Here is a 25464-nt window from a genome sequence, read left to right on the forward strand (position 1 = left end):
AAATTTAGTTTCCAGCGCCCTCGAAACCTCCAAGCCTTTGGTCTATCGTCCGGCCGATTTGCAACGTCCAGGATGGATGCCATGACCGATATTTCCGCCGTACTCGACAGCGCCGACGAGGCACTGCCGCAGAGCCTCGACCGCCTGTTCGACCTCGTCCGTATCCGCTCGATCTCGACCGATCCGGCCTACAAGCCCGAGTGCCGCAAGGCCGCCGAATGGCTGGTCAAGGAATTGACCGAACTCGGCTTTACGGCTTCGGTGCGCGACACGCCCGGCCATCCGATGGTCGTCGCCCATCACACCGGCGCGACCGCGAATGCGCCGCATGCCCTTTTCTACGGCCACTACGACGTCCAGCCGGTCGATCCGCTGAACCTGTGGGAAAACGATCCCTTCGCGCCGGCGATCAAGGAACTCGACGGAGGCCGCAAGGTCATCACCGGCCGCGGAACGTCCGACGACAAGGGACAGCTGTTGACCTTCGTCGAAGCCTGCCGCGCCTACAAGGCCGTGCACGGCAGCCTGCCAATACAGATCACCATCCTGTTCGAAGGCGAAGAAGAATCCGGTTCGCCCTCGCTGAAGCCTTTCCTGCTGGCCAATGCCGAAGAACTGAAGGCCGACTACGCGCTGGTCTGCGACACCAGCATGTGGAACACGGAGACGCCGGCTATCGCGGCTGCGCTACGCGGATTGGTGGGCGAGGAGATCACGATCACCGCCGCCGACCGCGACCTCCATTCCGGCCTGTTCGGCGGCGCTGCCGCCAACCCGATCCATATCCTGGTCGACATCCTGGCCGGCCTGCATGACGAGACCGGCCGTATCACCCTGCCGGGCTTCTATGAAGGTGTCGAAGAGACGCCGGCCAACATCAAGGCATCGTGGGAAACGCTCGGCCGCACCGCGGAAAGCTTCCTCGGCGAAGTGGGGCTGTCGATCCCGTCGGGTGAAAAGGGCCGCTCCGTGCTGGAACTCACCTGGGCGCGGCCGACGGCGGAAGTCAACGGCATTTCCGGCGGCTATACCGGCGAGGGCTTCAAGACAGTGATCGCCGCCAAGGCGTCGGCCAAGGTGTCGTTCCGGCTGGTCGGCGACCAGAACCCGGGCCAGATCCGCGAGAGCTTCCGCGCTTACGTGCGCTCGAAGATCCCGGCCGACTGCTCGGTCGACTTCCACGAACATGGCGGGTCGCCGGCAATCCAGCTGTCCTATGACTCACCGGTGCTGACCAAGGCCAAGAACGCCCTGTCGGACGAATGGCCGAAGCCGGCCGTCGTCATCGGCATGGGCGGATCGATCCCGATCGTCGGCGATTTCCAGAAGATGCTCGGCATGGATTCGCTGCTGGTCGGGTTCGGCCTGACCGACGACCGCATCCATTCGCCGAACGAGAAATACGACCTGAACTCGTTCCACAAGGGCATCCGGTCGTGGATCCGCATTCTCGATGCACTGGCTTCCTCCTGAGGGAGCCAGGGCTTCTTGGCGCATCCCGCCTTTCCGTGTGGCATACCAAAAACGCAAAAAGGCCGGGAGTTACCCGACCTTTCCTCTGCCGTTTCGACGCCCGTGCCAGTACATCCGTGGTCAGGGGCGGAAACGAGCAATGCGCATTTCCGGATTTTGGCCCGCCTTTCGGCCTTGCCTAAATCCCATAATCAAGAGAATGGGGCTAAGTGATTAACCAATGGTTAACGTCAGCTTCATCCTTGATCCAAAAAGCTGCAGCCATCTTGCTGTGGCCGCTGCATTGGTTGATCTTTAGGTGGGACGTCCCGACGTCCATATCAAGGGCTTTATTCGAATGAGACACACTCGAACCTAAAGACTTAGGACAGAAAAGACCCATGAGCCTCGAATCCGTCCGTTCCTTCTTCGCCGAAACAGCCCCCGAGATTAACGTCATCGTCACCGATGGAAGTTCCGCTACGGTCGCGCTGGCGGCGGAGGCCCATGGCGTAGAACCCGACCAGATCGCCAAGACGATCTGCCTGAGGATCGGTGAAGAGGTCGTGCTGGTGGTGACCGCCGGCACCAGGCGACTCGACAATCGCAAGTTCAAGGATCGCTTCGGCGTCAAGCCGCGCATGCTGGGTTCGGAAGAGGTGGTCGAGTTCACCAGCCATCCGGTCGGCGGCGTCTGTCCGTTCGGCCTGCCCTCGCCTCTCAAGGTCTATTGCGACGTGTCGCTGAAGTCGTTCGACCAGGTCGTGCCGGCCGCCGGCGCCACCAATTCGGCGGTCCATATCGCGCCGGGGCGCATGGCGGAACTGACCAGTGCCGAGTGGGCGGACCTCTGCCAGTAGTGCAGTGTCCTGATGCCCCGCAAAAAACGCCGGTTCATGTCGGCGCAATGCGATAGGGGAATGTTTACCACGTGTTAACCCCCCCTTAAATCGCCGCAATTAAACTCCAATCCTCCGGCCGCGCCTTCCTGCTTGTCATGCGGCTGCAACACACAGCGCCAAGCGCGTCCCGGCGACGGCCAAGGACGCTGGCGTACAGGATTCTGGAGCAAGATCGCCCGCCATGGCAAGCAGAGGCAAATCCCGTGAACGCGTCGAGCCGACCTTCGAGGCGGAGGATGAGCGCGATGACGAGCTTCGTGCCGATGCTGGCGACCGTATCGGCGGCAAACGCGCCGGCCGCACCGCCAAAGGAAAGACGTCCAAGACCACGAAGGCCACCTCCAGACCACGCGAACGAAGTGCCAAGGGCAAGCCGAAGCGCAGCACCGGCGGTATCACCGGCCTGCTCGGACGCCTGATCTATTGGTCAATCGTGCTGGGCATCTGGGGCGCGATCGGCGTCGGTGGGATCGTCATGTATTATGGCGCGCGCATGCCAAGCGCCAGTTCCTGGTCGATCCCCGAGCGCCCGCCCAACCTCAAGGTCGTTTCGGTCGAAGGGACAGTCATCGCCAATCGCGGCGCGACCGGCGGCGAAGCGCTGGCGCTCGAAGACATGTCGCCCTTCATTCCGCAAGCCGTCATCGCCATCGAGGATCGCCGCTTCTATTCGCATTTCGGCGTTGACCCCCTCGGCCTTGCCCGCGCGGTGGTGACCAATCTTGCCAGCGGCCGCACGGTCCAGGGTGGCTCGACGCTAACGCAGCAGTTGGCGAAAAACCTCTTTCTCTCGCCCGAGCGTACGGTCGAACGCAAGATCCAGGAAGTGCTCTTGTCTTTCTGGCTCGAACACAAGTTCACCAAGGACCAGATCCTGGCGATGTATCTCAACCGCGTCTATTTCGGTTCGAACGCCTATGGCGTCGAGGCGGCGTCGCGGCGTTATTTCTCCAAGTCGGCCCGCGACGTCAATCTCGGTGAAGCGGCGCTTCTGGCCGGTCTCCTCAAGGCGCCGTCCCGCCTCTCGCCCGCGCGCGATCCGCAGGCGGCAGAAGCCCGGGCGCAGGTCGTTCTCGGCACGATGCGCGAGGAAGGCTTCGTCTCCGACGACGAGATCAAGACGGCTATGTCGCAGCCCCCAACCACTGCCAAGCGTTATTGGACCGGTGCGGGGCAGTATGTCGCCGACATGGTGCTCGAGGAAACGCGGCGGCTGATCGGGACCATCGGCGAGGATCTCCTCGTCGAGACGACGATCGACATGGCGCTGGAGAGGAAGGCCGAGGCCGTGATCGTCGAGACGCTCAAGGTCGAAGGCGGAAAGCTTGAGGTATCGCAGGCGGCCCTCGTCTCGATCGACGGCACAGGCGCGATACGCGCGCTGGTCGGCGGCAAAGACTATGCCGAGAGCCAGTTCAACCGCGCAGTCAAGGCGAAGCGCCAGCCCGGTTCGGCCTTCAAGCCCTTCGTGTATGCGGCAGCGCTCGAGACCGGCATTCGCCCCGATTCGTCCCGCAACGACGCACCGGTCAGGATCGGCAACTGGACGCCGCAGAACTATGACGAAAAATACCGCGGCCCGGTGACCATATCCCATGCGCTTGCCAACTCGCTGAACACCATTGCTGCCCAGCTGGTGATGGAGGTCGGCCCGGACCATGTGATCAAGCTTGCGCATCGGCTTGGCATCGAATCGGAACTGCAGGCCAATGCCTCGATCGCGCTCGGCACCTCGGAAGTCTCCCTGCTCGAACTGACGGCCGCTTATGCCCCCTTCATGAATGGCGGCTACAAGGCGACACCGCACATCATCCGCCGTATTTCCACCGCCGAGGGCAAGGTGCTCTACGAGAACGACTATGCGGAACCGCCGCGCGTGCTTGGCGAGCCTGTTGTTGCTGCCATGAACCGCATGATGAAAGGCGTCCTTACGGAGGGTACCGGCAGGAAGGCGCGCCTCTCCGGATGGGAAGCGGCCGGCAAGACCGGTACGACCCAATCCTTCCGCGACGCGTTGTTTGTCGGCTATACCAGCAATCTGACGACGGGCGTTTGGTTCGGCAATGATGACGGGAAATCGATGAAGAAGGTGACGGGCGGTGGGCTGCCTGCCCAGGCTTGGCGCGAGTTCATGACCGCCGCTCATACCGGTCTGACGCCGGTACCGCTGACCGGCAGCGATTATGTCGAGCCGCAGCCCATGCCGATGACCATCGGCACCATTCTCTCCGACGTCTTTTCCGGCGGCGAGAAGCGCTATCCCGCCGCGCCGGCCACAAACAGAACGGCAGTGCCACAAGGCGAGGTCCCCTTGGTGGGAACGCCGCAGGCAGATCCCTATCAGCCGGGCTCGGGCGGTCCCATTCCACCGGCCGCCGTCGGTGATTCCTCGCCGGTTCAACCCGCGAGCCGGCGCACGACGCTGCTGGACATCATCATGGGACGGTGAGAGCATCGAACGCGTGCCGCTTGAATCCGTGCGAGGCAAGAGCCATGTTTTGGCTGCAGCCCGGCGCAAGGCTTGACTGTTACCGGCGTTCTCCCGCTCAGGAAGAAATTTCGGGGCCGCAGGAAGGCGGAACAAGAGGAGCCAATCTGTTCTTTTTACTGGACAACACCGAGTTTCCAGCCTTGCAGTCCGAAAAACCGCTTCTTATATACGCGACATAACCGCGGCGAAGGCCGCGAGATCCCAGACCATCCACGTCGAGGGGCCGTCAGGGGAATGCCTTTCGGGGGTTCCGACGGCCTGCTTCAAGGAGAGAATGACATGGCTAAAGTTATCGGTATCGACCTTGGAACAACCAATTCCTGCGTATCCGTCATGGACGGCAAGGATTCGAAGGTCATCGAGAATTCCGAAGGCGCACGTACCACGCCCTCGATGGTTGCCTTCACGGATGACGGTGAACGCCTCGTGGGTCAGCCCGCCAAGCGTCAGGCAGTGACCAATCCGACCAATACCCTCTTCGCTGTCAAGCGCCTGATCGGCCGCCGCTACGAAGATCCGACTGTGGAGAAGGACAAGGGTCTCGTTCCGTTCCCGATCGTCAAGGGCGACAACGGCGATGCCTGGGTCGAAGCCCAGGGCAAGGCCTATTCTCCGGCACAGATCTCAGCCATGATTCTTCAGAAGATGAAGGAAACCGCGGAAGCCTATCTCGGCGAAAAGGTCGAGAAGGCCGTCATCACGGTTCCCGCCTACTTTAACGACGCCCAGCGCCAGGCGACCAAGGATGCCGGCCGGATCGCCGGTCTTGAGGTCCTGCGCATCATCAACGAGCCGACGGCTGCTGCCCTTGCCTATGGTCTCGACAAGAAGGAAGGCAAAACCATTGCCGTCTACGACCTGGGCGGCGGTACCTTCGATATTTCGGTCCTGGAAATCGGCGACGGCGTCTTCGAAGTGAAGTCGACCAACGGCGACACCTTCCTCGGCGGTGAAGACTTCGACATGCGCCTGGTCGAATATCTCGCAGCCGAGTTCAAGAAGGACCAGGGCATCGACCTGAAGAGCGACAAGCTGGCCCTTCAGCGCCTCAAGGAAGCGGCCGAAAAGGCCAAGATCGAATTGTCTTCGTCGCAGCAGACCGAAATCAACCTGCCGTTCATCACGGCCGACGCCTCCGGCCCGAAGCACCTGACGCTGAAGCTGACGCGCGCCAAGTTCGAAAGCCTGGTCGACGACCTGGTCCAGCGTACCGTTGCGCCGTGCAAGGCAGCGCTCAAGGATGCCGGCGTCACCGCTGCCGAAATCGACGAAGTGGTTCTGGTCGGCGGTATGAGCCGCATGCCGAAGGTCCAGGAAGTGGTCAAGCAGTTGTTCGGCAAGGAGCCGCACAAAGGCGTCAATCCGGATGAGGTCGTCGCCATGGGCGCGGCCATCCAGGCGGGCGTTCTGCAGGGCGACGTCAAGGATGTTCTGCTGCTCGACGTGACCCCGCTGTCGCTCGGCATCGAAACGCTGGGTGGCGTCTTCACCCGTCTGATCGATCGCAACACGACGATCCCGACGAAGAAGAGCCAGACCTTCTCGACTGCCGAAGACAACCAGAACGCCGTGACCATTCGCGTTTCACAGGGCGAACGTGAAATGGCGGCCGACAACAAGCTGCTCGGCCAGTTCGACCTCGTCGGCCTGCCGCCGTCACCCCGCGGCGTGCCGCAGATCGAAGTGACCTTCGATATCGACGCCAACGGCATCGTCCAGGTTTCGGCCAAGGACAAAGGCACCGGCAAGGAGCAGCAGATCCGCATCCAGGCCTCCGGTGGTCTCTCCGACGCAGACATCGATAAGATGGTGAAGGACGCCGAAGCGCACGCCGAGGAAGACAAGAAGCGCCGCGCCGCGGTCGAAGCCAGGAACCATGCCGAGAGCCTCGTCCATTCGACGGAGAAGTCGCTCGGTGAATATGGTGACAAGGTTTCGGAAACCGACCGCAAGGCCATCGAGGATGCAATCGCCGCTCTCAAGACCGCGATTGAAGCCTCCGAGCCGGACGCTGAGAGCATCCAGGCCAAGACCCAGACTCTCATGGAGGTTTCCATGAAGCTTGGTCAGGCAATTTACGAAGCGCAGCAGGCCGAAGAAGGCGCTGGTGCCTCGGAAGGCGGCAAGGAGGACGATGTCGTCGATGCCGACTACGAGGAGGTCAAGGACGACGACGCGAAGAAGTCGGCCTGATGCAGCGGCCTGAGCGACGCTTTACCTTCAAGGGGCTGGCCTTCGGGCCAGCCGCATTTTCATTGGCCCTTGGAGCGAGCACCGTTTGGGCGCAAGAGAGCGGTCAACTGGAAACGGTTTTTCGCAAGCTGAGCGCCGCAGAAGCCACCATCGTCAAGGCGATCGGTGCGCGCGACAGCCGGCAACTTTCCAAGACAGGTAGCGAACTCGGCCGGATCATCGAAGCGGCGCTCAAACGCCGCGAAGATGGCGGCAGCGTGACCTCTTGCGACATGGCGGCCCATTCCTTGGCCTATCTCGCCGTTTCGGTGGCCGACGGCTTGGCGAACAAGGGCGATCCGCGCCGAATGCTGATCGAAGATGCACGTGCCGCGGCGTCTGACTTCCAGAAGGACATGGCCGCCTGCGAGAAGCAGGCGGGCAAGAAGACTGGCAGCCACACGAGCGTGGAGAAAGCTTTGAGAGCTTTGTAAGACCATGGCAAAAGCAGATTTCTACGAGACCCTCGGGGTCACCAAGACCGCCGATGAGAAAGAGCTGAAGAGCGCCTTTCGCAAGCTAGCGATGAAATTTCACCCGGACAAGAATCCGGGCGACGACGAAGCCGAAAAGAAGTTCAAGGAACTTAACGAGGCGTACGAGACGCTCAAGGATCCGCAGAAGCGCGCAGCCTACGACCGTTTCGGCCATGCCGCCTTCGAGCATGGCGGCGGCGGTTTCCATCCGGGCGGCGGCGGTTTTGCCGGCGGTGGGTTCTCCGACATCTTCGAGGACATCTTCGGCGAGATGATGGGCGGCGGCCGAGGTGGCCGGGCCCGCTCCACCGGCGGTCGCGAGCGCGGTGCCGACTTGCGCTACAACATGGAAATTTCGCTCGAGGAGTTTTTCACAGGCAAGACCGCGCAGATCCACGTTCCGACTTCGATCACTTGCGAGACCTGCACCGGGACCGGCGCCAAGCCAGGCACCAAGCCGACAACCTGCGCTACCTGCCAGGGGACGGGACGCATTCGTGCGGCACAGGGCTTCTTTTCGATCGAGCGGACCTGTCCGACCTGTCACGGTCGCGGTCAGACGATCTCGGATCCTTGCGGAAAATGCCACGGTCAAGGCCGTGTTACGGAAGAGCGATCGCTTTCGGTTAACATTCCGGCCGGTATTGAGGACGGGACCCGCATTCGCCTGCAAGGCGAAGGCGAGGCAGGCCTGAGGGGCGGTCCATCGGGCGACCTCTACATCTTCCTGTCGGTGAAACCCCACGAGTTCTTCCAGCGCGACGGCGCGGATCTCTATTGCTCCGTACCGATCTCCATGACGACGGCGGCCCTTGGAGGCACGTTCGACGTGGTGACGCTGGACGGTGCCAAGTCGCGCGTGACGGTCCCGGAAGGCACCCAGCCAGGCAAGCAGTTCCGGCTGAAGGGCAAGGGAATGCCGGTCTTGCGTTCGGCGCAGATGGGTGATCTCTACATCCAGATCCAGATCGAGACACCGCAGAAACTGACCAAGCGGCAGCGCGAGTTGCTGCAGGAATTCGAGCAGCTTTCGTCGAAAGAAAACAACCCGGAATCGACGGGCTTCTTCGCCCGTATGAAAGACTTTTTCGACACGCTCAGCGACTGAGCAAAGCATCATCTTTCGAGAGAAAAGAAGCGCGCCAAGGCCGGCAAGCTGACCATCTACCGTTGGTGGCCATCCAGGGCGGCACTTCTGCTGGATCTCGCTGTTCCTGTCAGGGCTACTCGGTTTCTGGCGCGACGGCGGAGGGGCGATATTCCGCTCGATCATCGCAGAAGCGCAGATCGATCCCGCCGCGCTACAGGCGCTCCAGGACTATGCCGCGTCCAGGTGTCGGCAGAGCGGGGCTATCCTCAAGCGAGGACAGGCGCGCGGACAGGTGCGAGCGGACATCGATCCCGCACTGTTGATCGAGCTGTTCTCGAGCCTTGCCTGGAACCGACTGCTGACCAGCCGGCTGGACGTGAGCCAAAACGAGATCGAGCAGATCGTCTCGGCGGTCGTAGAAGGGGAAGCCGTTCGAAAATAGGCGTTCAATAGTGCGGCGGCCGGGTGATGGCAGGCGCTTCCAGTGACTGCTCCTCGAGCGACAGAAAACGCTCGGTCAGCCGATCGAGCTTGGCGCGCGCCTGCTCGACCACCTTCCACTGTTCGGTGATCTGGTCGGAGAGCTCCTCGATCACCCGGGCCTGATGTGCCACCGTCTCTTCGAGCCGCAGCACGCGGTCTTCCTGGTCGGTCATGATCTGCTCCCGTTGTTAGGTTGGAGGCGGTTCTGGCGGATGTCCGCCGCCCGGTCAATGGTGGCGAAACGGCAGGCCTTCGTCTAGCGCTGCTTCTTTTTCTTGTAGGGCATCAACATGATCGCCGACGCAGTCACCGCCGCGCCAAAGGTGAGTGCCAACGGGATTGCGATCATCGCCGCGGGTAAATACGGATTGCGGCTATGCGCGAGGTGTGTTCCGAGCCCGCCGATGTCGAGCCAGATCAGCACGATGGCTACGGCAAGGCCCAGGCCCGCACCGAAAAGCGCGTTTATCGCAAGGAAGCGCAGCATCTCCCAGTGATCGCGGCGCGCTTCTTCCGGCGTTAGTTCGTCTCGATCAAAATTCATATCCTTGGCCTCTGCTTTGCGCACTGACCGACCAGATACACCCGTCCCAGGTGCCGGTCCATGCGTCCGAACGTCCACAGCCTATTGACGCTTCGGGACCAGGGCCCGGGAAAACCCGAACGCCGCCTTGTTATTGATGGGTTTTCAGCCTAGCTCAGAGACACACCGAATTCGGACCACCATGACGCACAAGACCTCGATCCACCGGCTGAAGCTCACGGATTTCCGCAATTATGCGACCGCAGCACTTGCGCTCGATAGGCGGCACGTCGTGCTGACGGGGGAAAACGGCGCCGGCAAGACCAATCTCATGGAGGCCGTCTCCTTCCTTTCGCCCGGCCGCGGCCTGCGCCGGGCCGTACTGGGCGATGTGGCGCGCGTCGGCGCACCGGGCGGATTCTCGGTCTTCGCCGAAATCGACGGCATGGAGGGCAATGTCGAGATCGGGACAGGCTCGGAGGGCGAAGGCGAGGCCGTGGTGCGGCGGCTCCGTATCAACGGTACTCCGGCCAAGTCCGTCGACGAGTTGACCGATCACCTACGCATCCTCTGGCTGACGCCGGCGATGGACGGGCTTTTCACCGGCTCCGCCTCCGATCGCCGCCGATTCCTCGACCGGCTGGTGCTGTCGCTTGATCCTGCGCACGGACGCCGCGCCAGCGACTTTGAGCGTGCCATGCGCAGCCGCAACAAGCTACTATCCGAGGGCCGGTTCGATCCGGCCTGGCTCACCGGCATCGAGCAGCAGATGGCGGCTCTCGGCGTGGCCATGATGCTCGCCCGCCGCGAAATGCTCGGGCTGCTTGCCGGCCTGACGGCCCGGCAGGACGACTCGAGCTTCCCTTCGGCCCAACTGGCCCTCAGCGGCTTTCTTGCTGAAGAGGGCGAAGCCCCAGCCATCGAAATCGAAGATCGATACCTCGCGAGTCTCGCCAATGGCCGCTATCGCGATGCGGCTGCCGGCAGGACGCTCGAGGGGCCGCACCGCGCCGATCTTCTGGTGCGCCACGCCGACAAGGACATCGAGGCCGAGCGCTGCTCGACGGGAGAGCAAAAGGCCCTGCTCGTCGGCCTGGTGCTTGCCCATGCGCGTCTCGTCGCCACCATGACCGGCCACGCGCCCATCCTCCTGCTTGACGAGATCGCCGCCCATTTCGACGAGGGCCGGCGCGCAGCATTGTTCGACCGAATCGATTCACTGGGCGGCCAGGCCTTCATGACCGGAACCGACCGGGCGATGTTTTCGGCGCTCGGCGAGCGTGCCCAGTTCATCACCGTGCGCGACAGCGTGCTTTCCGCCTGACGGCCTTTCCCAGCCGCGCCAACCGTGCGATCATTGCCGCCATGGATCCGCTCAGCCCCGACGAAATCTCCCGTTATCACCGGCATATCCTACTCCCCGAGATCGGCGGGCAGGGCCAGCAGAAACTGAAGGCCGCCCGCGTCATGGTGATCGGCGCTGGCGGACTGGGCGCACCTGCCCTGTTGTACCTTGCCGCCGCCGGCGTAGGCACCCTCGGCATTGCCGACAACGATCATGTCTCGCTCTCCAACCTGCAGCGCCAGGTCATCCACGACAGCGGCACGATTGGCGAAGAGAAAACGGAAAGCGCGGCGCGATCCATCGCCCGCCTTAACCCCCATGTCAGGGTACGGCGTTTCGAGGAGCGCTTCGACGGTGCATTCGCAGCAACTCATCTCGGTGGCTTCGATCTGCTGATCGATGGTTCCGACAATTTCGACACCCGCTATGCGGCAGCGGATGCGGCCGAGGCTCGGCAAATCCCACTGGTAACGGGCGCCGTCGGTCGATTCGATGGTTCGCTCACCGTTTTGCAGCCTTATGTGGAGAATGCGGAAGGCGAGCCCAATCCGCGCTACCGCGACCTCTTTCCGGAAAAGCCGCCCGCTGGCCTTGTGCCGGCCTGTGCCGAAGCGGGTATCGTTGGGGCTCTGACTGGTGTGATTGGCACGCTGATGGCGATGGAAGCGATCAAGCTGATCACCGGGATCGGGGAGCCTCTGGTCGGCCGCCTGCTACTCTACGACGCGCTCTCGGCCCGCTTCGACACGATCCGCTATCGGCGACGCAAGGCTTCGCTTTCGCCATGACGATCGAGATCCTCCGAATTGGTGCAGACTTTGACCGCTACGGGGAGTTGCTCGATCTGATCCTGGCCGCATTTGCCTTCATGGACGGACGGATCGACCCGCCCTCCTCCGCCCGTCGGCTGACGCCAGCCTCGCTCAGGCAAAAGGCCAGACAGGAGATCGCGTTTGCCGCGATCGACAATGGACGCCTGGTCGGCTGCATCTTCCTGAAGCCCGAAGAAGCGCTGCTCTACATCGGCAAGCTCGCGGTCCACCCCTCCACGCAAGGCAAGGGCGTTGGACGATCACTGCTCGGGCAAGCCGAAGCGACAGCGCACGAACTCGGGCTCTCCAGTCTCCGGCTGGAGACGCGCATCGAGCTGATCGAAAATCACCGCCTCTTTGCCGCCTGGGGCTTTGGCAAGACGACGGAAAGCCGCCATACCGGCTATGACCGGACGACATCCATCGAGATGCGTAAGAGGCTCGACTGACAGAAGCCCGGATCAGGTGCGGCCCGGCAGCACCCGGTTCGGCGGGCGATGGCCGTCGAAATAGGTGCGGATGTTGATGATCACCTTGTCGCCCATGTCGATGCGCCCCTCAATCGTGGCCGAGCCGGTATGCGGCAAGAGCACGACCTTCCCTTCATTGGCGAGCTTGACCAGCTTGGGATTGACCGCCGGCTCCTTCTCGAACACATCGAGGCCGGCACCGGCGATCCGGCCTTCGCGCAGGCTCTGGATCAGGGCGTCCTCATCGATGATGTCGCCGCGCGCGGTGTTAACGATGTAGCTGTTCGGCTGCATCAGCGCGATACGCCGCGCCGACAGGAGATGAAAGGTGGCCGGGGTCGACGGGCAGTTGACCGAGACGATGTCAACGCGGGCGAGCATCTGGTCGAGGCTGTCCCAGTAGGTCGCTTCCAGCTCGTCTTCTGTCGCCGGATTGACGCGCTGGCGGTTGTGGTAGTGAATCGACAGACCGAAGGCCTTGGCGCGGCGGGCGACGGCCGTGCCGATGCGGCCCATGCCGATAATGCCGATCCGCTTGCCCCAGATGCGTCGACCGAGCATCCAGGTCGGCGACCAACCGGTCCATTCGCCGGGCCTGTCCATCAGGATGCGTGCACCCTCGACGAGACGGCGGGGCACCGCTAAAATCAGTGCCATAGTCATGTCGGCGGTGTCTTCGGTCAGCACGTTCGGCGTGTTGGTGACGGTGATGCCTTTTCTCGCCGCCGCGTCGACATCGATGTGGTCGATACCGTTGGAGAAGCTGGCGATCAACTTGAGCTGGGGGCCCGCCTGCTCGATCAGCGCCGCATCGATGCGATCGGTTACCGTCGGCACCAGAACGTCGGCGATTTTCATCGCCGCGACGAGTTCCGGCTGGGTGCGCGGCTTGTCATCGATATTGAGCTCGGCCTCGAACAGTTCGCGCATGCGGGTCTCCACGGCGTCCGGCAATTTCCGGGTGATGTAGACCTTGGGTCTTTTCCTGTTCGTCATGGGAAGAATCGATGCCTTGTTCAGAGGTCGTTAACCAAGACGGGGGATAATTTCCCCGTTCAGGGCATTTTCTACCAAACCCGTCAGCGAAGACAAACAAAACCTCGCAGGTCGGCGCCCGTTTTCTGGCGAGACCTGCGGATCGATTGGCGGAATCGCGGGGAAGCCTTTGAAATCTTTGAGCGATCGGAACCGCCATGCGTCACTTCGTGCTTCGTGCCTCACTCATTGCGTGGATCGCCCTCGGGCTTTCGGCGATGGGGGGAACGATAGCCGATGCCCAAGCCGTGTCCAAGGGGTCGAGCGGCCTGCCCTTGCCACGCTTTGTCAGCCTGAAAGCCCAACGCGTCAATCTCCGGATCGGTCCCAGCACCGACTATGCGGTGTCCTGGCTCTACCTGAAATCCGGCCTACCGGTCGAGATCATCCAGGAGTACGAGAACTGGAGGCGCATTCGCGATGCGGACGGCACAGAGGGATGGGTGAGCCAGAGCCTGGTATCCGGCGAGCGCACTGCAGTCGCCGCGCCCTGGATGCGCGGCAATGATGTCTTCGTGATCTTGCGCGCCGACTCGCAGTCTAGCGCCGCAGCCGTCGCAAAGCTCGAGCCGGGTGTGGTGATCCGCCTCCAGCAGTGCACCGGCAACTGGTGCCTGGCAGAAGCGGGCGGCATCACCGGCTGGGTCGCCCAGGCCGAGATCTGGGGCGCTTATCCCGGAGAGGCGTTCAAATAAGGCCGGCGTCGTGGGCTGCGTGCGAAAGCGACCCGAATGGACGGGGACCTATCTGCTGAATGACGATTCCGGCAGCGAGGCAGCCGAGCCGCCCGCAGTCGTAGAGTGTCCGGCCTTGCGTATAGCCATAGAGGAAGCCGGCGGCGAACAGGTCCCCAGCGCCGGTCGTATCGACCAGCTTGTCGATCACCGTTGCTTCGACACGGATGCGCTCGCTACCTTTTAGGATCACCGCTCCATCTTCGCTCATTGTCACGGCTGCGAGCTTGCAGTCTTGCGCCATCTTTTCCAGCGCGAGATCAAAATCGTCGGTCTCGTAGAGGGAAAGAGCTTCCTGTTTGTTCGAAAAGACGATGTCGACCGTGCCGGATCGCATCAGGTCGAGGAATTCGCCACGGTAGCGGCCGACACAGAAGCTGTCCGACAAGGTCATCGACATTTCGCGACCGTTCTCGTGAGCAATGCGGGCACAATCGAGGATTGCCTGTTTGGCACGCGGCGGATCCCATAGATAGCCCTCGAAATAGGTCACCTTCGACTGGGCGACGACTGCCGGCTCGACATCTTCCGGACCGAACTCGACGCAGGCGCCGAGGTGAGTGTTCATCGAGCGCTCGCCGTCCTCGGTGACGAAGATCATGCTGCGCGCGGTCGGCGGAAAGCTACCTTCCGGCTTGGTCTCGTAGTGCACACCCTGGGCACGAATGTCATGCGCGAAGATCTTGCCCAGTTGATCGTCGGCAACCTTGCCAAAATAAGCGGCTTTCCCACCAAGACTGGCGATTCCGGCGGCTGTATTGCCGGCGCTGCCGCCGGAGGCTTCGACGGCGGGGCCCATCAGAGCGTAGAGCTTCTCGGCGCGCGCGGCGTCGATCAGGTTCATCGCGCCCTTGGTAATCCCATTGTCGACGAGGAAGGCTTCCTCACAACGTGAAATGATGTCGACGATAGCGTTACCGACGGTGAGAACATCGAACCTGCTCATGAATTCCGGATCTCCGATAGTGTAGGTTTTCAGGTCATAACCGTTTTTCTCGGGCGTAAAAGGAAAAACCGCCAGCTGAAGCGGAATTGCGTAGACGTCATTCCGTTGTCACGCAGACCGATTAGACAGAGTTCAAGTGACGACGGCACAATGCGCCTCACACGCAGTGCCGTCGGCTCGGGACAGATCCGTCCCCCTTCCAGCTCGCATCGACCACGGATGTACTGGCGACGCGGCGTGGAGCCCAACGGGATTGGGCAGGAAAGCGGGGGAAGCCCCGCTTTTTTCGTATGTCTGCCGTACTGACAATGACCAAAGCGCACTGGCCGCACGGCAGGCATCGCGGTAGGTCTTCGCTCCCCAAATCCTCCCGAGAGCCATTCCTCCCATGTATGCCATAGCCCAGGACGTCTTTCCGATTTTCATTCTCATCCTATTCGGCTGGAGCCTCGTGAAGGTCAGGGTGCTGAATGCGGATATCGGCGATGGTCTCGGGGAGTTTGTGTTCAAGGTCGCGGTGCCGGTCCTGCTCTTCAACACGATATCCCACGCTGACTTCCACGGGGCTTCGCCCTTCCGCCTCTGGACCGCCTACTTCTCCGGCGTGGGAGTGACCTGGGCGGTCGGTCATCTTCTCGCGACACGGCTCTTCGGGCGGGATGCGCGCGTGGGCGTGCTGGCAGGCGTATCCTCCGCCTTTGCCAACAACATCTTCATCGGCCTACCGCTGGTCGAGCGCACCGTCGGCAGCGATGGCATCGTCGCGGTGTCAATCCTGCTTGCCGTGCATCTGCCGCTGATGATGGTGATCGGCACGGTGTTGATGGAGCGCGCCGAGCAAAAGGTGAACGGCGGCGTATCCCGGGGGCTGGTAGACATATTTCGCCAGGTCGGCACCAATCTCATGCGCAATCCGCTGGTCATAGGCCTTGTCGCTGGCCTTCTGATGCACCTGAGCGGGCTCAAACTGCCCAATGTGCTGGCGAGCGTTGTTGATCAGGTCACCGCCATGGCAGCCCCGGCCGCGCTGATTTCACTCGGCATGGCACTGAACAAATACGGGATCCACGGCAATGTCCGCATCGCCTCCGTTGTCGCCATTCTCAAATTGCTGCTCATGCCGGCCTGCGTCTGGCTCGCCTGTCGGCTCCTGGGGCTGAGCGACGACTGGACCGCGGCCCTGGTGCTGACCTCCTCGGTTCCGACCGGCATCAATGCCTGGCTGATCGCCAATCGGTTCGGCGTAGGCCATGGACTTGCTGCTTCGGCGATCTCGCTTTCCACGGCCGTCGGCGTGCTGAGCGTCACCCTGTGGGCCTGGTTCCTGCAGTAGACCGCATGCGGGGACCCTGAACGAAAAATGCCCGGTCGAGACCGGGCATTCCAATTGAACAAATCCGCTGGGATCAGTTATTTGCCGCCGGTGCCGGCTCAGTTTGCGCAGCCGGTGCTTCGGCATCAGCAGCAGGCGCCGCGTCGGTTGCCGGAGCAGCTTCTTCTGCAGGCGCTGCATCCGCAGGCGCTTCCGCTTCAGCCGGTGCAGCCTCCACGCCCTCGGCGGGAGCAGCGGCCTCTTCCGGGGCAGCGGCTTCAGCCTGCGGCAGCGGAACCGGGGTGTCGGCCAGCGAGCGCAGATAGGCGATCAGGTTGGCGCGCTCGTCTTCCCTCTTGAGACCGGCGAAGCTCATCGCCGTACCGGGGACGAAGCTCCTTGGAGCAGTCAGGTAGTGGCTAAGGTTGTCATAGGTCCAAGTGACCGAAGCACCCTGCGAGAATTCCTTCATGGCGGCCGAATAGCCGAAACCTTCATGCGATGCGACCGGACGCTCGACAATGCCGAACAGGTTCGGGCCAACCTTGTTGGCGCCGCCCTTGTCGCCGGTGTGACAGCTGACGCATTTCTTGAAGACCGTTTCGCCAACGGCGGCATCGGCGCTTGCCAGGAGCGTGGCAATCGGCGTCTCCGCAGCTGCGGCGGCATCGGCGCCAGCTTGAGCCTCAGAAGAAGCTTCGGCGACGATCGCATAGCCTTCCTTCTCCGGAACCTCCGCGTGGAAAATGCCTTCCGACACGATGGATACGGTCATCAGGACGAAAACGGTGCCAAGAAGAGCACCAACGCCCATGTTCACATATGAGTTCATCTGCAAACGCTCCCATGCAGCCGGCGGATCAGCGGCCGGACGATCTTGAAATCGCGCGGAACCTATGTCTTTTGCTTGACAGTTGCAACACGATTGTGGTCCCCAATTCGGGACTTTTTGACACTTTTCCGGCGTGATTTGAAGGGGCTGACGATGAATAAAGACGAATTGGGTAAGACCCTCGTGCTGATCCCCGCCCGTATGGCTTCAACCCGCTTGCCAGGCAAGCCGCTCGCCGACATCAGCGGAAAGCCGATGATCGTCCAGGTGGCGATGCGGGCACGCGAGGCAAATGTCGGACGAATCATCGTCGCGGTCGATGACCAACAGGTCTACGATGCGGTCGAGGCTGCCGGTTTCGAGGTGGTGATGACGCGCTTCGATCACCAATCCGGATCGGACCGGATCCACGAGGCTCTCACCAAGGCCGATCCGGACGGCAAGGTCGAGACGGTGATCAATGTCCAGGGTGACTTGCCAACGATCGAGCCAGAAACCATCCGCGCAGCGCTGCGCCCTCTCGACAACCCGGACGTCGACATCGCCACGCTGACGGTCGAGATCACCGACGAGGAAGAGAAGACCAATCCCAACGTCGTCAAGGTCGTCGGTTCGCCGTTGTCGGACACACGGCTTCGCGCCCTCTATTTCACCCGCGCGACCGCGCCCTACGGCAAGGGGCCGCTCTACCACCACATTGGCCTTTACGCCTATCGTCGCGAGGCACTTGAGCGCTTCGTGGCCCTTCAGCCCTCGCCTCTGGAAAAGCGCGAGTCGCTTGAACAGCTCAGGGCGCTCGAGGCCGGCATGCGCATCGACGTCGAAATCGTCAACTCGGTCCCGCTCGGCGTCGACACGCCCGCCGACCTGGAAAAGGCAAGGCAGATACTTGGCCTCAAGGCCAGTTAAGAGAACGGACAATCCGATGATGACCAGGACCAACAGGATCGCCTTCCAGGGTGAATTCGGCGCCAATTCCGACATGGCATGCCGGGACATGTATCCACAGATGGAACCGCTCCCTTGCCCGACCTTCGAGGATGCCTTCGTGGCACTCGAGACCGGCGAGGCCGACCTTGCAATGATCCCAATCGAGAACACGCTCGCGGGCCGCGTTGCCGATATCCACTATCTGCTGCCGCTGTCGCGGCTACACATCATCGGCGAATACTTCATGCCGATCCGCTTCCAGTTGATGGTGCTGCCGGGTGTGAAGATGGATGAGATCCGCACCGTCCACAGCCATATCCACGCGCTCGGCCAGTGCCGCAAGATCATTCGCAGCAACGGCTGGAAGGCCGTCGTCGCCGGTGACACTGCAGGCGCGGCAAAGCTGGTGGCGGAAAAGGGTGATCGAAGCATGGCGGCACTCGCCCCAGGGCTTGCCGCCTCCCTCTACGGGCTGGAAATCCTCGCCGAGAATGTCGAGGATTCGGACAACAACGTCACGCGTTTCGTCGTCCTGTCCCGCGACGAAGACGAGCCGAAGCGAAAGAGCGCCGACGAGACGTTCATCACCACCTTCGTCTTCAACGTGCGCAACATTCCAGCAGCCCTCTACAAGGCGATGGGCGGCTTTGCCACGAACGGCGTCAACATGACCAAGCTCGAAAGCTACCAGATCGGCGGCAAGTTCATCGCGACGCAGTTTTATGCCGATATCGAGGGACACCCGGACGACGCGCCGGTGAAACGGGCACTGGAAGAACTGCGCTTCTTCTCGGAGAAAGTACACATTCTCGGCGTCTACAAGGCCCACGCCATGCGCGGCAGGTTCTGAGGCCGGGCCTCAGCGCTTCCAGTCAAGCCAGTCGACGATCAGGCGCCTGGCTATCGTTCCGTCGATCGGAAGGCTCAGGCCGTTGACCGGGCCCTGCTGGATCAGTTCGGCGATTTCCGCCCGACCGAACCAACGGCAATCGGCAAGCTCGGCCTCGTCCGCCTGGATGTCGAAGGAGATCGCCTCGGCGAAGCAGCCCAGCATCAGCTGATGCGGCATCGGCCAGGGCTGCGAGGCGTGATAGCGGACGCGACCGATCTCGATGCCGGATTCCTCGCGCGTCTCGCGCCGCACTGCATTCTCTATGGTCTCGCCCGGCTCGACGAAGCCCGCAAGGCTCGAATACAAGCCGTCGGGGAAGCGATGGTTACGGCCAAGCAGGCAACGGTCGCGCTTTTCGTCGATCGCCAGCATGATCGCCACCGGATCGGTGCGGGGAAAGATCTCGTGGTCGCAAGCCATGCAGACGCGCTTGTAGCCGCCGATGCGAATCGCCATTGCCGAGCCGCATCGCCCGCAGAAGCGATTGTCGGCATTCCAACGCAAGAGACTGAGTGCCTGGGCCGCCTCGCCCACGAGATCCTCTCCGACCAGCTTGTCGCGATAAAGGGCACGGGCATCGGCCGGCTTGTAGTGGCTCTCCAGGTCCTCGGCAGGGCATTGCACCGGGACGGCTATCCTCGGCTCGCCATTCGGCCGAAAGCCGAGCAGGACGGCATTGTCGAAGTCGGGTGCCAGTTCGGCCAGTTCGTAAGGCGCAAAGAGCGGATCGAGCACCTGGCCGTCATGCTTCAGTACGAGTTTGGCATCGCAGAAGGCGAGGATGTGGGTTCCCTCCACCGCGAGCGCCTTTTCAAGGGAAGTCTCGTCGCGGTGCTCGCTGTCGCGGGCCAGGGCATTACGGGAAAAGGCGGTCAGGTCGCTGGGCTCGAGATGCGGGCCGCTGAAGTCGAAAATCGATTTTTTCATGAGTGGATGGCTTCGAGTATCTTGTGCTGGAAGACGTGTCGTTCGTCCTCGCCGTAAGGCACGGCGGTTCCATGGCCCCAGACGGGACCCGGCCAATTGGCATCGCCTTCGGTTCGGGCAATGACATGGACATGAAGTTGGCGGACAATGTTGCCGATCGCGGCGATATTGATCTTGGTCGCTCCGGTCACGGATTTGAGTGCGGCAGCGACGGTATTCTGCTCGAAGGTCAGCACGGCCTGGTCGAGCGGAGTCAGGTCGAACACCTCGGAAATGCCGGGACGCTTCGGCACCAGCACGAGCCAGGGCCAGCGACTGTCTTTGATCAGCCGCAGTTGGCACAGGCCCAGATGAACCAGGAGTTCACTGTCGCGCGCCAGCCGCTCGTCGAGTGCGAATGTGTCCAAGGCGTCCCTCCTGACGTTTTTCTCCTTCATAGCAGTTTTTTGTGGGCTTGGCTTGCATTTGATCGCGCAATTGCCGATATGTGGCTCGGGAGGTTGGTGGTGGACGAGCCACTCGCCAACCGGGTCAGGTCCGGAAGGAAGCAGCCCTAACGAGCGCGGCACGGGTCATCGTGCCAGCCTCCCACCTTCCGTTTCATTTGGCCGGCCACGTTGCTGGCCAGTGCGTGCCCGGGCATCGGGTCTTCGAGAGACGCTGGCAGGGCGATGAGCGATTTCGAGCCGAAAGCATCGAATTCCGAGGGTAGCGTCACCGGCTACCGGGTTCTAGCCCGCAAGTATCGTCCCAAGGATTTCACCGACCTGATGGTCGGTCAGGAGCCGATGGTGAGAACCCTCACCAACGCCTTCGAGACCGGACGGATCGCGCAAGCCTACATGCTGACCGGGGTGCGCGGGGTGGGCAAGACCACGACCGCCCGTATTCTGGCGCGAGGCCTAAACTACAAGACCGCCGAAATCGACAAGCCGACGATCGACCTGAAAATCCCCGGCGAGCACTGCCAGGCGATCATGGAAGGCCGCCATGTCGATGTGATCGAGATGGACGCTGCCTCGCATACCGGCATCGACGATATCCGTGAGATCATCGAGCAGGTGCGCTACCGACCGGTATCGGCGCGCTACAAGGTCTACATCATCGACGAAGTGCACATGCTGTCAACGCAGGCCTTCAACGGCTTGCTGAAGACGCTCGAGGAACCGCCCGAACATGTGAAGTTCATCTTTGCCACCACCGAGATCCGCAAGGTTCCGATCACGGTCCTGTCACGCTGCCAGCGCTTCGACCTGCGGCGCATCAGCGCCGGCGATCTGGTGGGGCTCTTTGCGACGATTTCCGCCAAGGAAGGCATCATCGCCGAGGAAGAGGCGCTCGCCATGATCGCCAGGGCGGCCGAAGGCTCGGCGCGCGACGGTCTGTCGCTGCTGGACCAGGCAATTGCCCATGGCAGCGGTGTGGTGCGCGCCGAAGCCGTGCGCGGCATGCTGGGCCTTGCCGACCGCGCCCGCATCGTCGACCTGTTCGACCATATCGTGCGCGGCGATGCAGCCGCGGCATTGGCCGAATTCGGCAGCCAGTACGAGGCCGGCGCCAACCCGACCGTCGTCTTGACCGATCTTGCCGATTTCACCCATCTGGTGACGCGCCTGAAATATATCCCGTCCGCCTCCCAGGATCCTTCGCTTAGCGAAGTGGAACGCGTGCGTGGCGCAGCGCTTGCCGACAGCGTCTCGGTTTCCACCCTGTCGCGCATGTGGCAGATGCTGCTGAAGGGCATTCCCGAAGCGGAGAACTCGTCGCGGCCTGCCGGGGCTGCCGAAATGGTGATCATCCGTCTGTCGCACGCCGCCCACCTGCCCTCGCCGGAAGATGCGGCGCGTCGGCTTTTGGAAATGTCCGAAGGTGGCGTGGACGCGCAGCCTGGCGGCGCCCCGCGTGGCGGCAATGGTGGCGGCACTTCCGCGGCCTATCGTACAGCCGTCGCCCCGCAACAGGCCATTGAAGTCTCGGCCCGGTCCTCTGGCGCACAGCCTGTTGCGCGGCTGCACAGCGTGCCGCAGCTTGAGAACGTGCCAGCGGTGCTCGGCCGCAGCGAAGCGAAGCCCGCCGAGGCGCAGCCTCAGCCGAAGGTTCACATCAATTCGCTTGAGGACCTGTCCGAGCTATGCACGAAAAACAGGGATCCCAAGCTTAGGGCACTGTTGCGCAATTTCGTTCGGCTGGTGCGTATCGAACCCGGCAGACTGGAGATCAACCTTCCGGCGGAAGCGCCGAAGACATTGGTCAGCGACCTGCAGAAGCGTCTCGAGGAATGGACAGAGATCCGCTGGATGGTCATCCTCAGCCGAGAGGTAGGACAGCCTACATTGGTCGAGGCGGATGCTTCGACGCGCGAGGCGCGCCTCATCGACGCAAGGCAGGACCCGGACGTGGCAGCGATTCTATCCCGCTTTCCGGGTGCGCGGATCACTGACGTTCGGATCCGTGCGCCGATCGCCGAGGATGAAGCGCCAAGCCTGCCCGCGGCAGCGGAATCAGCCGAGGGCGACATCCTTCCAGGCGACGACATCGAATTCTGACCAAGGCGAATTTACTTCAGACATCCAAGGAGACAACGACGATGCGCGACATCATGGGCATGATGGGCAAGGTCAAGGAAATGCAGGCCAAGATGGAGAAGATGCAGGCGGAAATCGCCTCGCTCGAAGTCGAAGGCAAGTCCGGCGGTGGCTTGGTTACCGTGACCATGACCGGCAAGGGCGACCTCAAGGGCCTGAAGATCGACCCGTCACTCTTCAAGGAAGACGACGTCGAAATCCTCGAGGACCTGATTGTCGCCGCACACAAGGACGCCAAGGACAAGGCCGAGGCTGTCATGGCGGAAAAAACCAAGGAAATGACCGCCGGCCTGCCGATCCCACCCGGCATGAAGCTGCCGTTCTGAGACCTGCCGCTCGACTGTTCTTGGGCACGGCCGCCCCTCGCGGCCGTTTTCATTTGGCGGTCAGAAACGCTCTCAGCTTTTGGTGAATGGGTGCCGAGAGATAACGCTCCCTTTCCACGCCCTCGAGCCGCTTGCCATACGTCGCCATCAGTTCCGGCATGAGGATGCGCTCGCCGTCATGGCGGTGATAGGCGACAGTCTGGCCGGCCTCGAGCATGCCACCGGTCAGGACGCGCGCATAGGCTCCGGCACGGCCGGACGCCATGTAACGTTTGGGAAATTTCGGATCTCCCATCTTCGCGGCAAACGTGGCGCAGGGGATCCGTGTCGAGGTCACCTCCAGAACCACTTCGCCGGCAATGAACCGGTCGCCGACTGCGATCTGGCGATTGTCGATGCCGGAGATCACCAGGTTTTCCCCGAAGGTTCCGGGCTCCAGGGGATGGCCGAGCTCATCCGCCCACCAGTCAAGCGTCTTTGACCCTTCGATGTAGATCGCCTGCTCCTCACCACCATGGAGGTCGCCGTTGCAGATCGCATCGCCGACAATGCCATGAGCGTCAACCATAACCGGACCGTTCACCGGCACCTTGTTGATACCGGTCTTGTATTTCTTGCCGGGCAGGATTTCGGCACTGCCGCGGCAGATGGCGAGGATTTTCATGCAGCGGCGCTCCTTTGGACGATTCCGTTCGACTAAGATATGGGGTAGAAGCGCCCAATGGCAAAGCGAGTCACCGGTCCGGAAATCGAGAAACTTATCCAGCTCCTGGCAAAGGTGCCGGGACTTGGACCGCGCTCGGCCCGCCGCGCGGCCCTGCACCTGATCAAGAAGAAGGACCAGTTGATGGGTCCCTTGGCGCAAGCCATGGGCGATGCCTTCGACAAAGTGAAGGTCTGCTCGCATTGCGGCAATGTCGATACGGTCGATCCATGTACGGTCTGCACCGACCACCGCCGCGACCAGTCCATCATCATTGTCGTCGAGGATGTCTCAGACCTCTGGGCGCTGGAGCGTGCCGGCGCGATGAATGCCGCCTATCATGTACTTGGCGGCACGCTCTCGCCGCTCGACGGCGTCGGGCCGGACGATCTCAACATCAAGGGCCTGATCGAGCGCGTCGCCAAAGGCGGGGTCCGCGAGATCATCATCGCCGTCAACGCCACCGTCGAGGGACAGACGACAGCACACTATATCACCGACCACCTTGCCGGCCTCGACGTGAAGATCACGCGGCTGGCGCATGGTGTTCCGGTTGGAGGCGAGCTGGATTATCTCGACGAAGGCACACTTTCGGCCGCTTTGCGGGCCAGGACAGTCATCTGATTCTCTGCACGAATACGGGAGACCTGCCATGATCGGCCTTAGTTCCATCCGTCCCGTCGGGCCTTTCCCCGGCAAGAGGAGTATTCGTGGCATCCTCGCAGTGGCCTTGTCCGCCTGCCTATGGTGGAGCGCACCCGCCTTCGCCGCACCGTCAAAGACCGCCGTCGAGCAGCAATTCCAAGCCTGGCTTGCCAACGACCTGTGGCCGGAGGCGAAGGGCGCCGGCATCTCGCGCGCCGCTTTCGACAAGGCGGTTAGCGGCCTCCGGTTGAACTGGGATCTCCCCGATCTGGTGCCGCCGGGCAGTGCCGCGCCCAAGGACCGGAAACAGAGCCAGGCCGAATTCTCCTCCCCCGGCGCCTATTTCTCGGAAAAGCGGTTGCAGGGATTGGCCGCCACCGGGCGCAGCCTTGCCGATCGCCATGCCTCGACGCTGCGCAAGGTCGAGGCGACCTATGGCGTGCCGGGCCCGATTATCGTCGCCATATGGGGCCGGGAATCAGGTTTCGGCGGTGCCAAGCTGCCCTACTCCGCCGTCGAGGTGCTGGCCACCAAGGCCTTCATGTCGACGCGCACGGATCTCTTCCGCCGCGAACTGATCTCGGCACTGCATATCATCGAGGGCGGCGATATCGGTGCGGGCCAGATGATGGGGTCCTGGGCCGGTGCACTCGGCCAGCCGCAATTCATGCCGACGAGTTTTCTGAAATACGCGGTCGACTTCGATGGTGACGGCCATCGCGACATCTGGAACTCAGTCCCCGACGGCTTGGCATCGATCGCCAACTACCTCAAGAAGAGCGGATGGCAGACCGGCCGCGACTGGGGCTTCGAGGTCAATATTCCGGACGGCGTCTCTTGTGCGCAAGAGGGTCCGGACCGGGCAAAGCCACTGTCGGAGTGGTCGACGCAGGGGATCACCCGCATTTCTGGCAAGGCTTTTCCGAGCAAGGAGCTTTCGGCCTCGACCATGATGCTGGTGCCGGCCGGTACGCACGGGCCAGAATTCCTCGTCAGCCCGAATTTTTATGTGCTCAAGGAATACAACAACTCCGACCTCTATGCCCTCTTCATCGGCAATCTGGCCGACCGCATCGCCTATGGCAGCGGGGCGTTCAAAGGGCCATGGGGCGATGTCGGCAAAATGCTACGCTCGGACGTGCTCGCCATGCAGAAGGCGCTCGTTGCCAAGGGCTATGACGTGGGCAACGTCGACGGCCTGCCCGGTTTCAAGACGCGCCGTGCACTTGGCGACTGGCAGCAGAAGAACGGACTTGCTCCGACCTGCTTCCCCGATGCCGCGCTGAAGAGCAGGCTCCGCTAGCACTCGGCGCCTCGCGCA

26 protein-coding genes and 1 other RNA gene are annotated in these 25464 nt (G+C 62.2%); 19 read left to right on the forward strand and 8 right to left on the reverse strand.

The annotated features are described in order from the left end of the window. Positions 1-81: 81 nt before the first annotated feature. The 7 genes from ACWPVA_RS15970 (at position 82) to ACWPVA_RS16000 (ending at position 9085) form a co-directional block, all read left to right on the forward strand. A complete protein-coding gene (locus tag ACWPVA_RS15970; protein WP_454288619.1) occupies positions 82-1473 on the forward strand; it encodes a M20/M25/M40 family metallo-hydrolase in 1392 nt (463 codons plus the stop codon). A 380-nt stretch (positions 1474-1853) separates the two neighbouring features. After that, positions 1854-2312: a YbaK/EbsC family protein gene (locus ACWPVA_RS15975; RefSeq protein WP_454288620.1), complete on the forward strand. Its 459-nt coding sequence runs from the start codon at positions 1854-1856 to the stop codon at positions 2310-2312. A gap of 223 nt (positions 2313-2535) precedes the next feature. Further along, a complete protein-coding gene (locus tag ACWPVA_RS15980) occupies positions 2536-4803 on the forward strand; it encodes a transglycosylase domain-containing protein (RefSeq protein WP_454288621.1) in 2268 nt (755 codons plus the stop codon). Positions 4804-5124: 321 nt separating this feature from the next. Beyond that, entirely contained in the window at positions 5125-7038 is a 1914-nt protein-coding gene (gene dnaK, locus ACWPVA_RS15985) for a molecular chaperone DnaK (protein WP_454288622.1), read from the forward strand. Then, entirely contained in the window at positions 7038-7511 is a 474-nt protein-coding gene (locus ACWPVA_RS15990; RefSeq protein ID WP_454288623.1) for a hypothetical protein, read from the forward strand. The genes dnaK and ACWPVA_RS15990 overlap by 1 nt, the downstream gene beginning before the upstream one ends. Before the next feature lie 4 nt (positions 7512-7515). Beyond that, on the forward strand, positions 7516-8661 hold the full coding sequence (gene dnaJ / locus ACWPVA_RS15995) for a molecular chaperone DnaJ (RefSeq protein WP_454288624.1): 1146 nt from the start codon (positions 7516-7518) through the stop codon (positions 8659-8661). 163 nt (positions 8662-8824) lie between these two features. Continuing rightward, positions 8825-9085: a TetR-like C-terminal domain-containing protein gene (locus ACWPVA_RS16000; RefSeq protein ID WP_454289614.1), complete on the forward strand. Its 261-nt coding sequence runs from the start codon at positions 8825-8827 to the stop codon at positions 9083-9085. Positions 9086-9089: 4 nt separating this feature from the next. Here ACWPVA_RS16000 and ACWPVA_RS16005 read toward each other — a convergent pair whose 3' ends face one another. Together ACWPVA_RS16005 and ACWPVA_RS16010 are read right to left on the reverse strand one after the other, a co-directional pair. Then, a complete protein-coding gene (locus tag ACWPVA_RS16005) occupies positions 9090-9299 on the reverse strand; it encodes a SlyX family protein (RefSeq protein ID WP_454288625.1) in 210 nt (69 codons plus the stop codon). A gap of 83 nt (positions 9300-9382) precedes the next feature. Continuing rightward, positions 9383-9694, reverse strand: coding sequence for a hypothetical protein (locus tag ACWPVA_RS16010; RefSeq protein WP_454288626.1), 312 nt, complete (start codon positions 9692-9694; stop codon positions 9383-9385). A 157-nt stretch (positions 9695-9851) separates the two neighbouring features. On the opposite strand from ACWPVA_RS16010, the gene recF reads away from it, so the two are divergent. Genes recF through ACWPVA_RS16025 form a run of 3 tightly spaced genes read left to right on the forward strand, consistent with a single transcriptional unit; the run spans position 9852 to position 12255 of the window. Further along, complete coding sequence (gene recF, locus ACWPVA_RS16015) at positions 9852-10973, forward strand: DNA replication/repair protein RecF (RefSeq protein WP_454288627.1); 1122 nt, start codon at positions 9852-9854, stop codon at positions 10971-10973. A gap of 41 nt (positions 10974-11014) precedes the next feature. After that, positions 11015-11782: a molybdopterin-synthase adenylyltransferase MoeB gene (gene moeB, locus ACWPVA_RS16020; protein WP_454288628.1), complete on the forward strand. Its 768-nt coding sequence runs from the start codon at positions 11015-11017 to the stop codon at positions 11780-11782. Continuing rightward, positions 11779-12255: a GNAT family N-acetyltransferase gene (locus ACWPVA_RS16025; protein ID WP_454288629.1), complete on the forward strand. Its 477-nt coding sequence runs from the start codon at positions 11779-11781 to the stop codon at positions 12253-12255. Before moeB ends, ACWPVA_RS16025 begins: the two co-directional genes overlap by 4 nt. A 12-nt stretch (positions 12256-12267) precedes the next feature. Here ACWPVA_RS16025 and ACWPVA_RS16030 read toward each other — a convergent pair whose 3' ends face one another. Beyond that, entirely contained in the window at positions 12268-13272 is a 1005-nt protein-coding gene (locus tag ACWPVA_RS16030) for a 2-hydroxyacid dehydrogenase (protein WP_454288630.1), read from the reverse strand. Positions 13273-13469: 197 nt separating this feature from the next. Between ACWPVA_RS16030 and ACWPVA_RS16035 the strand changes: the two genes are divergently transcribed. Beyond that, the gene (locus ACWPVA_RS16035) at positions 13470-14006 is read left to right on the forward strand and encodes an SH3 domain-containing protein (protein ID WP_454288631.1); all 537 of its coding nucleotides are present in this window, start codon (positions 13470-13472) and stop codon (positions 14004-14006) included. Here the strand turns inward: ACWPVA_RS16035 and ACWPVA_RS16040 are convergent. After that, complete coding sequence (locus ACWPVA_RS16040) at positions 13999-14991, reverse strand: adenosine kinase (RefSeq protein WP_454288632.1); 993 nt, start codon at positions 14989-14991, stop codon at positions 13999-14001. The two genes, ACWPVA_RS16035 and ACWPVA_RS16040, sit on opposite strands and share 8 nt — an antisense overlap. A gap of 388 nt (positions 14992-15379) precedes the next feature. On the opposite strand from ACWPVA_RS16040, the gene ACWPVA_RS16045 reads away from it, so the two are divergent. Beyond that, positions 15380-16324 carry an AEC family transporter gene (locus tag ACWPVA_RS16045; protein ID WP_454288633.1) on the forward strand — a complete coding sequence of 315 codons (945 nt, stop codon included), beginning with the start codon at positions 15380-15382 and terminating at the stop codon, positions 16322-16324. A 73-nt stretch (positions 16325-16397) separates the two neighbouring features. Here ACWPVA_RS16045 and ACWPVA_RS16050 read toward each other — a convergent pair whose 3' ends face one another. Continuing rightward, the gene (locus ACWPVA_RS16050; protein WP_454288634.1) at positions 16398-17135 is read right to left on the reverse strand and encodes a c-type cytochrome; all 738 of its coding nucleotides are present in this window, start codon (positions 17133-17135) and stop codon (positions 16398-16400) included. Positions 17136-17288: 153 nt separating this feature from the next. Here ACWPVA_RS16050 and ACWPVA_RS16055 point away from each other — a divergent pair, with 153 nt between their 5' ends. Then, entirely contained in the window at positions 17289-18044 is a 756-nt protein-coding gene (locus ACWPVA_RS16055; RefSeq protein WP_454288635.1) for a 3-deoxy-manno-octulosonate cytidylyltransferase, read from the forward strand. Positions 18045-18060: 16 nt separating this feature from the next. Further along, positions 18061-18915, forward strand: a complete 855-nt coding sequence (locus ACWPVA_RS16060) for a prephenate dehydratase (protein ID WP_454288636.1) — start codon at positions 18061-18063, stop codon at positions 18913-18915. 9 nt (positions 18916-18924) lie between these two features. Here ACWPVA_RS16060 and nudC read toward each other — a convergent pair whose 3' ends face one another. Beyond that, positions 18925-19884: an NAD(+) diphosphatase gene (gene nudC, locus ACWPVA_RS16065; protein WP_454288637.1), complete on the reverse strand. Its 960-nt coding sequence runs from the start codon at positions 19882-19884 to the stop codon at positions 18925-18927. Then, positions 19881-20291: an HIT family protein gene (locus tag ACWPVA_RS16070; RefSeq protein ID WP_454288638.1), complete on the reverse strand. Its 411-nt coding sequence runs from the start codon at positions 20289-20291 to the stop codon at positions 19881-19883. Before ACWPVA_RS16070 ends, nudC begins: the two co-directional genes overlap by 4 nt. A gap of 88 nt (positions 20292-20379) precedes the next feature. Between ACWPVA_RS16070 and ffs the strand changes: the two genes are divergently transcribed. The 3 genes from ffs to ACWPVA_RS16085 all read left to right on the forward strand — a co-directional run bounded on the left by ffs (position 20380) and on the right by ACWPVA_RS16085 (position 22795). Beyond that, positions 20380-20476, forward strand: an RNA gene (ffs, locus tag ACWPVA_RS16075) — signal recognition particle sRNA small type. A 79-nt stretch (positions 20477-20555) separates the two neighbouring features. Then, on the forward strand, positions 20556-22430 hold the full coding sequence (locus ACWPVA_RS16080) for a DNA polymerase III subunit gamma/tau (protein ID WP_454288639.1): 1875 nt from the start codon (positions 20556-20558) through the stop codon (positions 22428-22430). A 41-nt stretch (positions 22431-22471) separates the two neighbouring features. After that, complete coding sequence (locus tag ACWPVA_RS16085) at positions 22472-22795, forward strand: YbaB/EbfC family nucleoid-associated protein (RefSeq protein ID WP_028737439.1); 324 nt, start codon at positions 22472-22474, stop codon at positions 22793-22795. A gap of 49 nt (positions 22796-22844) precedes the next feature. Here the strand turns inward: ACWPVA_RS16085 and ACWPVA_RS16090 are convergent, their stop codons facing one another. Further along, positions 22845-23459: an MOSC domain-containing protein gene (locus tag ACWPVA_RS16090; protein ID WP_454288640.1), complete on the reverse strand. Its 615-nt coding sequence runs from the start codon at positions 23457-23459 to the stop codon at positions 22845-22847. Between the two features lie 57 nt (positions 23460-23516). On the opposite strand from ACWPVA_RS16090, the gene recR reads away from it, so the two are divergent. Both recR and ACWPVA_RS16100 read left to right on the forward strand, forming a co-directional pair. Further along, a complete protein-coding gene (gene recR / locus ACWPVA_RS16095; protein ID WP_454288641.1) occupies positions 23517-24122 on the forward strand; it encodes a recombination mediator RecR in 606 nt (201 codons plus the stop codon). A 28-nt stretch (positions 24123-24150) separates the two neighbouring features. Further along, complete coding sequence (locus tag ACWPVA_RS16100) at positions 24151-25446, forward strand: lytic murein transglycosylase (RefSeq protein WP_454288642.1); 1296 nt, start codon at positions 24151-24153, stop codon at positions 25444-25446. Positions 25447-25464: the final 18 nt, after the last annotated feature.

The sequence above is a fragment of the Rhizobium arsenicireducens genome, assembly GCF_964021225.1.

What these genes read in the sequence shown, in the direction of transcription:
- ACWPVA_RS15970 (WP_454288619.1), top strand. Translation starts at nt 82, where the DNA reads ATGACCGATATTTCCGCCGTACTCGACAGCGCCGACGAGGCACTGCCG.
- ACWPVA_RS15975 (WP_454288620.1), top strand. Translation starts at nt 1,854, where the DNA reads ATGAGCCTCGAATCCGTCCGTTCCTTCTTCGCCGAAACAGCCCCCGAG.
- ACWPVA_RS15980 (WP_454288621.1), top strand. Translation starts at nt 2,536, where the DNA reads ATGGCAAGCAGAGGCAAATCCCGTGAACGCGTCGAGCCGACCTTCGAG.
- dnaK (WP_454288622.1), top strand. Translation starts at nt 5,125, where the DNA reads ATGGCTAAAGTTATCGGTATCGACCTTGGAACAACCAATTCCTGCGTA.
- ACWPVA_RS15990 (WP_454288623.1), top strand. Translation starts at nt 7,038, where the DNA reads ATGCAGCGGCCTGAGCGACGCTTTACCTTCAAGGGGCTGGCCTTCGGG.
- dnaJ (WP_454288624.1), top strand. Translation starts at nt 7,516, where the DNA reads ATGGCAAAAGCAGATTTCTACGAGACCCTCGGGGTCACCAAGACCGCC.
- ACWPVA_RS16005 (WP_454288625.1), bottom strand. Translation starts at nt 9,299, where the DNA reads ATGACCGACCAGGAAGACCGCGTGCTGCGGCTCGAAGAGACGGTGGCA.
- recF (WP_454288627.1), top strand. Translation starts at nt 9,852, where the DNA reads ATGACGCACAAGACCTCGATCCACCGGCTGAAGCTCACGGATTTCCGC.
- moeB (WP_454288628.1), top strand. Translation starts at nt 11,015, where the DNA reads ATGGATCCGCTCAGCCCCGACGAAATCTCCCGTTATCACCGGCATATC.
- ACWPVA_RS16025 (WP_454288629.1), top strand. Translation starts at nt 11,779, where the DNA reads ATGACGATCGAGATCCTCCGAATTGGTGCAGACTTTGACCGCTACGGG.
- ACWPVA_RS16030 (WP_454288630.1), bottom strand. Translation starts at nt 13,272, where the DNA reads ATGACGAACAGGAAAAGACCCAAGGTCTACATCACCCGGAAATTGCCG.
- ACWPVA_RS16035 (WP_454288631.1), top strand. Translation starts at nt 13,470, where the DNA reads ATGCGTCACTTCGTGCTTCGTGCCTCACTCATTGCGTGGATCGCCCTC.
- ACWPVA_RS16040 (WP_454288632.1), bottom strand. Translation starts at nt 14,991, where the DNA reads ATGAGCAGGTTCGATGTTCTCACCGTCGGTAACGCTATCGTCGACATC.
- ACWPVA_RS16045 (WP_454288633.1), top strand. Translation starts at nt 15,380, where the DNA reads ATGTATGCCATAGCCCAGGACGTCTTTCCGATTTTCATTCTCATCCTA.
- ACWPVA_RS16050 (WP_454288634.1), bottom strand. Translation starts at nt 17,135, where the DNA reads ATGAACTCATATGTGAACATGGGCGTTGGTGCTCTTCTTGGCACCGTT.
- ACWPVA_RS16055 (WP_454288635.1), top strand. Translation starts at nt 17,289, where the DNA reads ATGAATAAAGACGAATTGGGTAAGACCCTCGTGCTGATCCCCGCCCGT.
- ACWPVA_RS16060 (WP_454288636.1), top strand. Translation starts at nt 18,061, where the DNA reads ATGATGACCAGGACCAACAGGATCGCCTTCCAGGGTGAATTCGGCGCC.
- nudC (WP_454288637.1), bottom strand. Translation starts at nt 19,884, where the DNA reads ATGAAAAAATCGATTTTCGACTTCAGCGGCCCGCATCTCGAGCCCAGC.
- ACWPVA_RS16080 (WP_454288639.1), top strand. Translation starts at nt 20,556, where the DNA reads ATGAGCGATTTCGAGCCGAAAGCATCGAATTCCGAGGGTAGCGTCACC.
- ACWPVA_RS16085 (WP_028737439.1), top strand. Translation starts at nt 22,472, where the DNA reads ATGCGCGACATCATGGGCATGATGGGCAAGGTCAAGGAAATGCAGGCC.
- ACWPVA_RS16090 (WP_454288640.1), bottom strand. Translation starts at nt 23,459, where the DNA reads ATGAAAATCCTCGCCATCTGCCGCGGCAGTGCCGAAATCCTGCCCGGC.
- recR (WP_454288641.1), top strand. Translation starts at nt 23,517, where the DNA reads ATGGCAAAGCGAGTCACCGGTCCGGAAATCGAGAAACTTATCCAGCTC.
- ACWPVA_RS16100 (WP_454288642.1), top strand. Translation starts at nt 24,151, where the DNA reads ATGATCGGCCTTAGTTCCATCCGTCCCGTCGGGCCTTTCCCCGGCAAG.